11 protein-coding genes are annotated in these 12,386 nt (G+C 56.6%); 3 read left to right on the top strand and 8 right to left on the bottom strand.

Annotation, left to right across the window (positions count from 1 at the left end):
* The first annotated feature begins 7 nt into the window (after nt 1-7).
* On the top strand, nt 8-2,089 hold the full coding sequence (gene malQ / locus QLG09_RS03275; RefSeq protein WP_063435111.1) for a 4-alpha-glucanotransferase: 2,082 nt from the start codon (nt 8-10) through the stop codon (nt 2,087-2,089).
* Nucleotides 2,090-2,141: 52 nt separating this feature from the next.
* On the opposite strand, the gene gntT is transcribed toward malQ, so the two are convergent.
* The 3 genes from gntT to gntX all read right to left on the bottom strand — a co-directional run bounded on the left by gntT (nt 2,142) and on the right by gntX (nt 5,086).
* Nucleotides 2,142-3,458, bottom strand: coding sequence for a gluconate transporter (gene gntT, locus QLG09_RS03270; RefSeq protein WP_014171973.1), 1,317 nt, complete (start codon nt 3,456-3,458; stop codon nt 2,142-2,144).
* 307 nt (nt 3,459-3,765) lie between these two features.
* Nucleotides 3,766-4,341 carry a Fe-S biogenesis protein NfuA gene (gene nfuA / locus QLG09_RS03265; RefSeq protein ID WP_003861601.1) on the bottom strand — a complete coding sequence of 192 codons (576 nt, stop codon included), beginning with the start codon at nt 4,339-4,341 and terminating at the stop codon, nt 3,766-3,768.
* A gap of 61 nt (nt 4,342-4,402) precedes the next feature.
* On the bottom strand, nt 4,403-5,086 hold the full coding sequence (gene gntX, locus QLG09_RS03260) for a DNA utilization protein GntX (RefSeq protein ID WP_049022895.1): 684 nt from the start codon (nt 5,084-5,086) through the stop codon (nt 4,403-4,405).
* A gap of 36 nt (nt 5,087-5,122) precedes the next feature.
* On the opposite strand from gntX, the gene bioH reads away from it, so the two are divergent.
* On the top strand, nt 5,123-5,896 hold the full coding sequence (gene bioH / locus QLG09_RS03255; RefSeq protein ID WP_049022894.1) for a pimeloyl-ACP methyl ester esterase BioH: 774 nt from the start codon (nt 5,123-5,125) through the stop codon (nt 5,894-5,896).
* Between the two features lie 111 nt (nt 5,897-6,007).
* Nucleotides 6,008-6,277, top strand: a complete 270-nt coding sequence (locus QLG09_RS03250) for a YdgH/BhsA/McbA-like domain containing protein (RefSeq protein WP_025202855.1) — start codon at nt 6,008-6,010, stop codon at nt 6,275-6,277.
* Nucleotides 6,278-6,307: 30 nt separating this feature from the next.
* Here QLG09_RS03250 and feoC read toward each other — a convergent pair whose 3' ends face one another.
* The 5 genes from feoC to greB form a co-directional block, all read right to left on the bottom strand.
* Entirely contained in the window at nt 6,308-6,547 is a 240-nt protein-coding gene (gene feoC, locus QLG09_RS03245) for a [Fe-S]-dependent transcriptional repressor FeoC (protein ID WP_014171968.1), read from the bottom strand.
* Nucleotides 6,548-6,557: 10 nt separating this feature from the next.
* Complete coding sequence (gene feoB, locus QLG09_RS03240; RefSeq protein ID WP_193163546.1) at nt 6,558-8,876, bottom strand: Fe(2+) transporter permease subunit FeoB; 2,319 nt, start codon at nt 8,874-8,876, stop codon at nt 6,558-6,560.
* A gap of 30 nt (nt 8,877-8,906) precedes the next feature.
* Entirely contained in the window at nt 8,907-9,134 is a 228-nt protein-coding gene (feoA, locus tag QLG09_RS03235) for a ferrous iron transporter A (RefSeq protein WP_020884570.1), read from the bottom strand.
* A gap of 292 nt (nt 9,135-9,426) precedes the next feature.
* Complete coding sequence (locus tag QLG09_RS03230) at nt 9,427-11,757, bottom strand: Tex family protein (protein WP_282488729.1); 2,331 nt, start codon at nt 11,755-11,757, stop codon at nt 9,427-9,429.
* An 88-nt stretch (nt 11,758-11,845) separates the two neighbouring features.
* A complete protein-coding gene (greB, locus tag QLG09_RS03225; RefSeq protein ID WP_014171964.1) occupies nt 11,846-12,319 on the bottom strand; it encodes a transcription elongation factor GreB in 474 nt (157 codons plus the stop codon).
* Between the last annotated feature and the right edge of the window lie 67 nt (nt 12,320-12,386).

The following is a 12,386-nucleotide window of genomic DNA, read 5'->3' as shown; positions in this document are numbered from 1 at the left end:
AAGCGCGATGGAGAGTAAACGTCTGGACAGTGCCGCGCAGGCGGCGGGGATCAGCCTCAGTTACATTAATGCTCACGGCAAACCACAGTCTATTGGCGCCGACACCAAAAGACGTTTGCTGGATGCCATGCACAAGACCGACGCGAAAGCGTCGGTTGCTCCGGTGCCGAACGTGAAGGTGTTTACCGCCGGTAAAAAGATGCCGCTTACGGTAAACGGGCGCGGTGAATTTAGCTGGCTGCTCACGACCGAAGAGGGGCAACAGCACAAAGGCCACGCCACCGGTGGCAAAGCGCTTAACCTTCCGGCAAAACTGCCGGAGGGCTATCACACGTTAACCCTCATGCAGGACGACCAGCGTTTTCATTGTCGGGTGATTGTTGCGCCAAAACGCTGCTATGAGCCGCAGGCGTTGCTCGAGGGTAAAAAGCTGTGGGGGGCCTGCGTGCAGCTCTACACGCTGCGCTCTGACAGCAACTGGGGTATCGGCGATTTTGGCGACCTGAAAAAGATGCTGGCGGATGTGGGCGAGCGTGGCGGTGCGTTTATCGGCCTCAACCCCATTCATGCGCTCTATCCGGCGAACCCGGAAAGTGCCAGTCCGTACAGCCCGTCATCCCGTCGCTGGCTGAACGTGATTTACATTGACGTGAATGCCTTAGACGATTTCAAAAACAGCAAAGAGGCGCAGGCGTGGTGGAACCTCACGACCACTCAGCAGGCGCTGAAGCAGGCGCGCGAGACGGACTGGGTAGACTATGCCACCGTCACCGCACTGAAAATGGCCGCATTACGTCTGGCGTGGAAAGGTTTTTCGCAGCGTGATGACGAGCAGATGTCGGCTTTCCGCCAGTTTGTGGCCCAGGAAGGCGAGAGCCTTTACTGGCAGGCGGCGTTCGATGCATTGCACGCTTATCAGGTAAAAGAGGACGAAATGCGCTGGGGCTGGCCGGTATGGCCGGAAGCGTATCAATCTGTCGATACGCCCGAAGTGCAGGCGTTCTGCAAAAAATATGCTGACGAGGTGGACTTCTTCCTCTGGCTACAGTGGCTGGCTTACAGCCAGTTTGCCGCCTGCTGGCAGGTGAGCCAGGGCTATAAAATGCCGATCGGCCTGTACCGCGATCTGGCCGTTGGCGTGGCGGAAGGCGGGGCGGAAACCTGGTGTGACCGCGAGCTTTATTGCCTGAAGGCCTCCGTGGGCGCACCGCCGGATATTCTTGGCCCCCTCGGCCAGAACTGGGGTTTGCCGCCGATGGATCCACACGTCATGGCTGCGCGGGCTTACGAGCCGTTTATCGACCTGCTGCGCGCCAACATGCAAAACTGCGGCGCGCTGCGAATTGACCACGTGATGTCCGTCCTGCGTCTGTGGTGGATCCCTTATGGTGAAACGGCTGACCACGGCGCGTATGTACAGTATCCGGTTGACGATCTGCTCTCGATCCTGGCGCTGGAGAGTAAACGTCATCAGTGCATGGTGATCGGCGAAGATCTCGGTACCGTGCCGGTTGAGATTGTCAGTAAGCTCCGCGACAGCGGTGTTTACTCCTATAAAGTGCTCTATTTTGAAAACGACCATGAGAAAACCTTCCGCGCGCCGAAAGCGTACCCTGAACAGTCAATGGCAGTCGCGACGACGCATGACCTTCCTACGCTTCGTGGCTATTGGGAAAGCGGCGATCTGACGCTCGGTAAAACGCTGGGCCTGTATCCGGATGAAGAGGTCTTACGCGGGCTGTATCAGGATCGCGAGCTGGCGAAGCAAGGGTTGCTTGATGCGTTACACAAGCATGGCTGCCTGCCGAAACGCGCCGGGCATAAGGCATCACTGATGTCGATGACGCCTACGCTCAACCGCGGATTGCAGCGCTATATTGCCGACAGCAACAGTGCCCTGCTGGGTCTGCAGCCGGAAGACTGGATTGATATGGCGGAGCCGGTAAACATTCCGGGCACCAGCTATCAGTACAAGAACTGGCGTCGCAAATTGTCCATCACGCTTGAGAAGATGTTTGCCGATGACGGGGTGAACAGACTGATTAAGGATTTGGATAAGCGCAGAAAAGCGGTGGGTAAAACGCGGTAGTCTCACAGAGTGAAGAAAGCCGGGTAAGCGCAAGCTACCCGGCTTTTTGATATCAGATAACCATGTTCAACAGCAGAACCCCGACCAGACCACACACCGAAATAATGGTTTCCAGTGCAGACCAGGACTTGATGGTTTCACCGATTGTCAGGTTGAAATATTCCTTGAACAGCCAGAAGCCCGGATCGTTCACGTGAGAGAAAATCACGCTACCGGAACCTACCGCGATAACCATCAGCTCAGGGCTCACGCCCGTCGTCGCAATCAGCGGCGCAACGATACCACCGGCGGTGATTGCTGCAACGGTTGCAGAGCCGAGCGCGATACGCAGCACCGCAGCGATAGACCACGCCATCAGCAGCGGTGATACATTGGTTTCATGCATCATGGCCGCGATGTATTTATCCACGCCGCTGTCGACCAGCACCTGCTTGAACGCACCGCCACCACCGATAATCAGCAGCATCATGGCAATGATTTTGATGGAAGAGGTCAGCGTGTCGTTAATCTGATCCATTGAACGACCACGGTTCAGGCCGAAGGTGAACATCGCAATCAGCACCGCAATCAGCGTCGCCATCACCGGATCGCCCAGGAACTCGGCAACGGACAGGAACGGGTGGCCTTTTGGCAGGATCATTTCCGCCACGGCACGCATCGCCATCAGGATGACCGGCACCAGAGAGGTCCAGACGCTGACGCCAAAACCAGGCATCTCTTCTTCCGTGAAGGTTTTCGCGCTGTACAGACCTTCCGGGATAGGCTTATCAATCCCTTTCAGGAAGCGGGCATAAACCGGGCCGGCCAGGATCACCGTCGGGATTGCCAGAATCGTACCGAACAGCAGGGTTTTACCCATATCGGCATGGAAGATGGTGGCGATCGCGGTTGGACCCGGGTGTGGTGGCAGGAAACCGTGCGTAACGGACAGCGCGGCGGCCATCGGTACACCGACATACAGCAGTGGAATGTTCGCTGCCGCTGCGATGGTGAACACCAGTGGCAGCATCAGCACGAAGCCCACTTCATAGAACAGTGCGAAACCGACGGTAAACCCGGTTAACACGACCGCCCACTGAATATTCTTCTTACCAAATTTGGCAATCAGCGTGGTGGCAATACGCTGGGCGCCCCCACAGTCTGCCAGCATTTTGCCGAGCATAGCGCCAAAGCCCATGATCAGTGCCAGGCTACCGAGCGTGCCGCCGACACCGGCTTTAATGGAGCTGATGACTTTCACCAGCGGCATCCCTTGCATCAGACCGACTGCAAGTGCCACCAGAACCAGAGCGATAAACCCGTTCATTTTGAAACGGATCATCAAGAGCAGTAATAACACAACACCGATAGCAACGATGACTAATGGCATGATTTACCTGGCCTTTGAATTGTTATGGGTAACGTCATTGTTTCAACGACAAATTCCGATTGTCCCAACTGGGAACAGAGTGTTAACGGCACTAATACTGTTGCCTTGGAAACTATTAAGTTTAGTCGGCTGTTATGAAGGTGCTTAGTGCCCACGAGAATGATACGGGTAACATGCCGTGGTTGAGAATCACCCTAGGGGGCTAAATTTGAATTATGAGACGCAGGTCAACATATGGGGAGGCAAGGCAGGGAGGGGAAAGCAGGCCCGGTAAGCATAGCGCCACCGGGCAAAAGCAGGCGGGCGCTTAGTAGTAAGAGTGCTCGCCGCGCTGGTGTTCGGTCAGATCGCGCACACCTTTCAGTTCCGGGAATTCGTTCAGCAGCTGCTTCTCGATCCCTTCTTTCAGCGTGACATCAACCATTGAACAACCGTTACAACCGCCGCCGAACTGCAGGATCGCCAGGCCGTCTTCAGTGATTTCCATCAGGGAAACACGACCGCCGTGGCCCGCCAGCTGCGGGTTGATCTGAGACTGCAGCAGGTACTCGACGCGCTCCATCAGGGGGGCATCGTCAGACACTTTACGCATTTTGGCGTTTGGCGCTTTCAGGGTCAGCTGAGAACCCAGCTGATCGGTGACGAAGTCGATCTCCGCATCTTCAAGATACGGTGCGCTCAGCTCATCAACGTAAGCCGTGAGCTGTTCAAATTTAAGGGCAGTGTCAGTCGCTTCCACTGCGTCCGGAGGACAATAAGAGACACCACATTCTGCATTCGGAGTGCCTGGATTGATCACAAACACGCGGATCTGCGTCCCTTCTTCCTGATTTGCCAGCAGTTTGGCAAAGTGCGCTTGTGCAGAATCGGAAATACGGATCATAGCTTTGGCCTAATAGTTGACTAAATTACCTGGGTATAATCATACGCCCATTGAAGAAGGGCTACAAGGTACGGCACAGACACCATACCTGAACCGACGCGGCGCCGCTTTGCAAAAGCAGTCGGGAAAGTTCAGCAACGGTACTGCCTGTGGTGACGACATCATCCACAATCGCGATATGGAGGCCTTTGACCGGGAATTCAAGACGAAAGGCATTTTTGAGGTTCCTTTTGCGAAGCCGGGCCGTGAGCTGATGCTGGATAGCCGTGTTATGGACGCGTTTGAGCGCACGGGCGTCGTACCGACAACCGAGCCATCGGGCGAGCGGGCGGCAGAGCAGGTCACTTTGGTTGTAGCCGCGTCGCCAGTATCGGCGACGGTATAAAGGCACGTTGACCACCATATCGATGTTCGGCAGACCGCGGGTGCGTCGCGCCTGTAAAACGGCCAGCAGTAACAGGCGGGCGAGGGGACGCGCCAGCACACTCTGGCCGGCAAACTTCAGCGCATGTATAAGGCCGCTTAACGGCGCAACATAATCATCCACAGCCACCAGGGCACACCACGGCGGCGCTTTTTTCAGGCAGCGGCCGCAGGGAACGTCTCGCCCGGTGGCCGCTAGCCCACACTGCGGACACGTCATCGCCTGCCTTTTCAGCGAGCGGGTGCAAACGGAGCAGACGCCCCATGCGCTGAGGGCAAGCGGCATCCGGCATAGCCAGCACAAGCCAGGCACTGTTAACATGTGCAACCTCCATGTGAAAAAAGAGAACAGTAACTGATGAAGACGCTGTGGTGGCAGACCGTAGGGACGGGAAATTGCCATCTTGTGCTGCTGCACGGATGGGGACTGAATGCCGAAGTATGGAATTGCATAACCGGGGAACTCGCCTCGCAATTTACCCTGCATCTGGTGGATTTACCGGGCTTTGGCCGCAGCCGCGGCTTTGGGGCAATGTCGGTCGAGGAGATGGCGGAGCAGGTGCTGGACGCTGCGCCGCAACACGCCATCTGGCTCGGCTGGAGCCTGGGCGGGCTGGTGGCGAGCCAGATTGCCTTGACCCATCCCGAGCGCGTGCGTGCGCTGGTCACGGTAGCCTCGTCACCGTGCTTCAGTGCAAAGCACGACTGGCCGGGCATAAAACCGGATGTGCTGGCCGGGTTTCAGAAACAGCTGAGCGAAGACTTCCAGCGGACCGTTGAGCGTTTCCTGGCCCTGCAGACAATGGGAACCGACACCGCGCGTCAGGATGCCAGAGCGCTGAAGCAGACCGTGCTTTCCCTGCCGATGCCGGACGTTGAGGTGCTTAACGGGGGGCTTGAGATCCTCAAAACCGTCGATTTGCGTGAGCCGCTGGCCGCGCTGGCGATGCCGCACCTGCGTATCTACGGCTACCTCGACGGGCTGGTGCCGCGCAAAGTGGTTCCAGTGCTGGATTCACTCTGGCCACAAAGTGAGTCTCTGGTGATAAACAAAGCCGCGCATGCGCCGTTTATCTCTCATCCGGCGGAGTTTTGTTCAGCGCTGATTGCGTTAAGTCAACGTTTAGACTGATTATTTTCTATCCAGCCTGGAAAAAGTTTCACACCGCAACCATACTCCAGATGTCGTTGCGGTTGTTCTGCCTACGATAATCAAAACAACAATCCTATGGAGAGTCAGGCTATGAAACTTGTTACAGGTATCGTCACTTCTCTGGTTATTGGGTCACTTTCATTTGGCGCCTTTGCGGCACAAGAGCTGGAAAAAGATAAAGTTGCCGGGATGAATCTGACCAAAGTTGGTGAGATTTCTACGTCTGACACGACCGCGCCGATGGACGCCAAAAAAGAGCTGTCTAAGAAAGCGGATGAGCTGGGTGGGAAGTACTACGTCGTCACCAGTGCAGAAAAACAGACCAAAAACGTGCGCGCAACGGCGGACGTCTATAAGTAATACGATAATGCCGGGCAGCGATGCCCGGCATTATGCGCGCAGTGCCCACCACTCTCTGAGGCAGGCTTTTCCTTCCGGGCAGCTTTTACAACTGCCGGACAGGCAGCCTTCCGCCTCTTCCTGAATACGCACCGCTTTTCCCATGGCTTCCAGTCTTTCCAGCATGGCATCGATCATCGGCTGCGGGGTATGCAGGGTGAGGCTCAGCTGTTTCGCCTCCATTCGCCCTTGTAACGCCAGCAGGTCACGTACCTGAATCAACGATGCCATGGCTTACCCCTTAGTGACAGTCGCCCGCCGGGCTGTTGCAACAGGTGGCAGCCGTTTTGCGGTTTGCCAGCAGGTTGATATCAACCCGGCTGCGTGCCCGGCGTAGCAGGCCGAGAACGAGCACGTTAAACAGCACAACCGCCAGGATGCACGCCAGGCTATAACGCGGGTGCTGGCTAAAGTTAACGGTCTGATAAAAGAGCGTCGCCAGCGAGTACGCGATGTTGAGCCCCCACAGAATGGAGAAGCCCATCCAGCCACGGCTGGACTCGCGGGCAATCGCGCCCATGACGGAGATGCACGGAATATAGAGCAGAACAAAGATGAGGTAGCTGTAGGCCGCAGAGGCGCTACCAAATTTCTCGCTCATCACGCCCATGGCACCCGTTGCCATTTCGCCGTCACCTTTACTGGCCTCAATAGGGTTCGCCAGCACGCTCAGGCTAAAGGTGTCTTTCAGGCTCTGCCATGTCTCTTCGACGGCGCCCAGCAGTTCGTTACCGAGATGAAACTCTGCCGGATTGAACGCTTGCTCCTGGATGTTCTCCGCGGTGTAGAGCGTATTCAGGGTTCCGACGACCACCTCTTTCGCCATCGCACCGGTGAACAGACCGACGGTCGCCTGCCAGTTATCGTCATGGACGCCAATCGGCTTGAAGACCGGGGTTATGACGCGGCTGACGGAGGCGAGGGCGGAGTCGTTGATGTTATCCGCAGCCTGTCCGCTCAGGGTGAAGCTGTTCAGCGCGCTCAGGAAAATACTCACGATAACAATCACTTTACCGGCACGCAGGACGAAGCCTTTCAGGCGCTGCCAGGTCTGGATCACCAGGCTTTTAAGATGGGGGACGTGGTAGACCGGCAGTTCCATAACGAACGGCGACGCTTCGCCGCGCATGATGGTGTGTTTCAGCATCAGCCCCGTGAGAATGGCCATGACGATACCCAGCACGTACAGCGAGAAGACCGCCAGCGCCCCCTGCTGCCCAAAGAAGGCCGCGGCAAAGACCGCGAAGATAGCCAGTCGCGCACCGCAGGACATAAACGGTGCCATCATAATGGTCATCAGACGTTCACGCGGCGCATCCAGCGTACGGGCACCCATAACCGAGGGCACGTTACAGCCGAAGCCCACGATCAGCGGCACGAAGGATTTGCCCGGCAGACCGAGCGCCTGCATCAGGCGATCCATGACGAAGGCGGCGCGCGCCATGTAACCGGAATCCTCAAGGAAGGAGAGGAACAGATACATCATGCCGATTTGCGGCACCAGAGGCAGTACGGTGTTGATACCACCGCCAATCCCCTGGGCAAGGAAGATGGTCAGCCATTCCGGGAAATGCAGGGTGTAACCCACCCACTGAATGCCATGAACAAAGATAGCAACGGAACCGGCATCGAAAATCGGCTGGAGTGCGCCACCAATGTTAATGGCGAGCAAGAACATCAGGTACATCACCAGCAAGAAGACCGGCAAACCGAGGAAACGGTTAAGCACAACCTTATCCACGGCAGCGGTGAAGCGGCTCGGTTCCGCCGTCAGGGCGTTACTGACCACGTCGCAAATCGCGGCGATGGCCTGATAGCGAGCATCAGCGATATGCAGGGCCGGGTCATCCAGCTCGTCGCTCAGACGGGCGAGGACCACGTCCAGTTTATCTGCCGCATGACCAGCATAGGCGCGGCTGTAGATATCCCCTTCCAGCATTTGCAGGCCGAGCCACAGGCGCTGTTTTGCGGGCATGCTTTTGTCCATCTCTTGCGCCAGCAGATCCGCTTCGCGCAGGAGCGGCTGGGCGTAGTGCACCAGCTCAACGTTACGATTTCCCGCGTGGCGATCGATAGCCAGTTTCAGGGCATCAATACCGCGGGCGCGCGTCGACACCAGCGGAACGACCGGGCACCCCAGCCGTGCGGAGAGGGCATCGACGTCGATACGCAGTTTCTGTTTCTCTGCAATGTCGAGCATGTTGAGCGCCACGATGCAGGGAATGCCCAGCTCCAGCAGCTGCAGCGTCAGGTAGAGGTTACGCTCAAGGTTTGAGGCATCAACCACGTTGATGAGCAGATCCGCGTCGCCGCTAAGAATATAGTGGCAGGCAATCTGCTCATCGAGCGAAGTTTGCGAGGAGATCGTGGTTAAGGAGTACGTGCCGGGCAGGTCAACCAGCGTGACCTGGTGATCTGTTGTTGAGAACAGGCCTTCTTTACGTTCAACCGTTACGCCAGCCCAGTTACCGACGCGCTGGCGCGCACCCGTGAGCTGGTTAAATAGCGTTGTCTTGCCGGAATTAGGATTGCCAATTAAGCCAATAGTTAATTTTTTCATTTTTCTGGACTCACTGAAACCGCTGGCTTGTTATCGGGATAAGGCTTCGACTTCTATTAATGCGAGATCTTTTTTACGCAATACCAGATTTACGCGTCGGGTTTCGATATGCACCGGATCACCTAACGGGGCGACGCGCACGACCTGAAATGACGAGCCGGGCAGCATGCCCAGCGACAGCAGCTTTTGTCGGTAGGCCGGGCTAATTTCGTGGGTAAAACCGGTAATTTTCCATGCACTGTCTGGAGTGAATTGCATAATGCCTGATTCCACGAGAGGTTAAAATATCTACTATGGGATGATAATGAGAATAGTTTTTATCAGCAATAATAAAACTGTGACGGAATGTTGTTTGCGGTATTAATTTACGGCCTGTTTGACCTTGCTCAATATTTACTGATTCTGCGGCAGGGAGAGGAAAGGCTTATTTGTTAATAGTGTGATCACTGATGGTTGAAATATAGATATACAACCGGTTTCATATTTTACAATTAATTTCGGCGGGATAACGGCCCGGTGAGTGACGCATCACCGGGCCTTTTTTATGCGGTTAGCGTTTCTTACCCATTGCTGCCGCCAGCGCATCCATCATGGCGCTGTTGCCCGCAGGCTGGGCGTCACGTCCGCGTGGCTTCGCCGCTTTTGCGGCCGGGCGCTGCTGCTCGCGTCCGCCGCCGTTACTGCCGCGGCGCGCGCTGGTTTCACCTGGCTGCTCGTCCAGGCGCATCGTCAGGGCGATACGCTTACGCTGCAGATCCACTTCCATCACCTTCACCTTCACGATGTCGCCCGCTTTGACCACGGTATGCGGATCTTCAACGAATTTATCGGCAAGGGAAGAGATGTGGACCAGACCGTCCTGGTGCACGCCGATATCGACAAACGCGCCAAAGTTGGTGACGTTAGTGACCGCCCCTTCGAGTACCATGCCCGGAAGCAGGTCATTCATGGTTTCAACGCCGTCGGCGAAGGTCGCGGTTTTAAACTCAGGACGCGGATCGCGGCCCGGTTTTTCCAGCTCTTTGATAATGTCCGTGACCGTCGGCACCCCGAACTGTTCGTCGGTAAAATCGACCGCCTTCAGGTTACGCAGCGCGCTGCTGTCGCCCATCAGGTCTTTCAGCGCCTGCTGGGTTGCGGCCAGAATGCGTTCCACTACCGGGTACGCTTCCGGGTGAACGGTTGAGGCATCCAGCGGGTTATCGCCGTGGTTGATGCGCAGGAAGCCCGCGCACTGCTCAAACGCTTTTGGCCCCAGACGGCTCACCTTCAGCAACTGCTTGCGGTTCTGGAACTGGCCGTTTTCATCACGCCAGGCAACGATGTTTTGCGCCATCATGCGGGTTAAGCCCGCCACGCGGGTCAGCAGGGGAACAGAGGCCGTGTTCAGGTCAACGCCGACGGCGTTTACGCAGTCTTCCACGACCGCATCCAGCTTACGGGCCAGCTGAGTCTGGCTCACGTCATGCTGATACTGGCCGACGCCGATGGATTTCGGGTCGATCTTAACCAGCTCCGCCAGCGGATCCTGCAGACGGCGGGCGATAGAAACTGCACCGCGCAGGGAAACGTCCAGGTCCGGGAACTCCAGGGCGGCCAGTTCAGACGCCGAATAGACGGAAGCGCCCGCCTCGCTGACAATCACTTTCTGTGCGGTGACTTTCGGGAACTGTTTCTGCACGTCGAGGTAGAAACGCTCGGTTTCACGGGAGGCCGTACCGTTGCCGATGGCTACCAGCTCCACGTTGTATTTCTCGCACAGCGCCGCAACCACGACGGCAGCCTTCGCCGCCTGGCCGGTATGCGGATAAATGGTGTCGGTAGCCACCAGCTTGCCGGTACCGTCAACCACGGCCACTTTTACGCCGGTACGCAGACCCGGATCGAGACCCATGGTGGCGCGCAGGCCGGCAGGTGCGGCCATCAGCAGGTCGTGCAGGTTACGGGCGAAGACGTTGATTGCTTCGTCTTCGGCGCGTTCACGCACGGTGCCCATCAGTTCGGTTTCAAGGTGCATCAGCACCTTGATGCGCCACGTCCAGCTCACCACGCCTTTGCGCCAGCTGTCTGCCGGCGCTTTGTTCAGGCGCAGGCCGAGGTGGTCGATAATGATCTGCTCGCAGTGGCTCTCTTTTGGTGGCTCGTCAAACTGTGGGTCGGCATTCAGGGAGAGCTGGAGCACGCCTTCGTTGCGGCCGCGGAACATCGCCAGCGCGCGGTGTGAAGGGGTGGTAGAGATGGGTTCGTGATGATCAAAATAATCGCGGAACTTGGCGCCTTCTTCCTCTTTCCCGCTGACCACGGTAGAGACGATGTGGGCGTTTTTCCACAGATAGTCACGCACTTTCGCGAGCAGGCCGGCATCTTCGGAGAAGCGCTCCATCAGAATATAGCGCGCGCCGTCGAGTGCGGCTTTGGTGTCTGCGACCCCTTTATCGGCATCGATAAACTTCGCGGCTTCGGTTTCCGGGTCGTGGGACGGTTCGTTCCACAGCAGTTCGGCCAGCGGCTCCAGGCCTGCCTCAATGGCAATCTGTCCACGGGTACGGCGCTTCGGTTTGTACGGCAGATAAAGGTCTTCGAGTTCGGTTTTGCTCAGGGTTCCGTTGATTGCGGTTTCCAGCTCGCTGGTCAGTTTTCCCTGTTCGCCGATGGATTTGAGGATCGCCTGACGACGGTCTTCCAGTTCGCGCAGGTAACCGAGACGGGTCTCCAGGTTACGCAGCTGCGTGTCATCCAGACCGCCGGTGACTTCCTTACGATAACGTGCAATAAACGGCACGGTGTTCCCTTCATCAAGCAGGCGAACGGCAGCTTCTACCTGTTCGGCTCTGGCCTGAAGTTCACCCGCAATAATGCGGCAGAGCGAATCTTTCATCATGGCTTTATCATCTGTTGAGTCGAAAAAATCAGGGGATAGTTATACGGGCTGACACGGCAAAATGCCAGCCGCGGAGGGCGCTCTCGGACTATTTAACGTACGTAATTTCGTTGACGTACCAGCTGGCTTCGCCGCCAGGGGTCTGCACGACGGCCAAATCGCCCACTTCCTTTTTCAGCAGCGCACGGGCCATTGGTGAGTCGATAGAGATGTAATCCTTACGACCAAAAATTTCGTCATAGCCGACGATACGAAAACGCAGGGTGTCGCCATCGTCGTTCTCAATCTCGACCCACGCGCCGAAAAACACTTTGCCTTCCTGCTGTGGGGAGTAATCCACTATTTTGAGGTTCTCAAGGCATTTGGTCAGATAGCGGACCCGGCGGTCGATTTCACGTAACCGTTTTTTGTTGTACTGGTAGTCAGCATTTTCACTGCGATCGCCCAGGCTTGCGGCCCAGGTCACTTTCTTGGTCACTTCAGGACGCTCTTCGCGCCACAGGTAATCCATCTCTTTTTTGAGTTTCTCATACCCTTCGCGGGTGATCAGGGGCGTTTTCATGGGGTGACCTTAAGACTCGACATCATTGCATTCTTTGCGCACATTACGTATCACGTAGTCTAACAGA

It is taken from the genome of Enterobacter sp. V89_11 (genome assembly GCF_029967775.1).
GTDB classification, from domain to species: domain Bacteria; phylum Pseudomonadota; class Gammaproteobacteria; order Enterobacterales; family Enterobacteriaceae; genus Enterobacter; species Enterobacter ludwigii.
The sequence above is the reverse complement of the archived record's forward strand: the minus strand, read 5'-3'. Positions and strand labels throughout refer to the sequence as shown.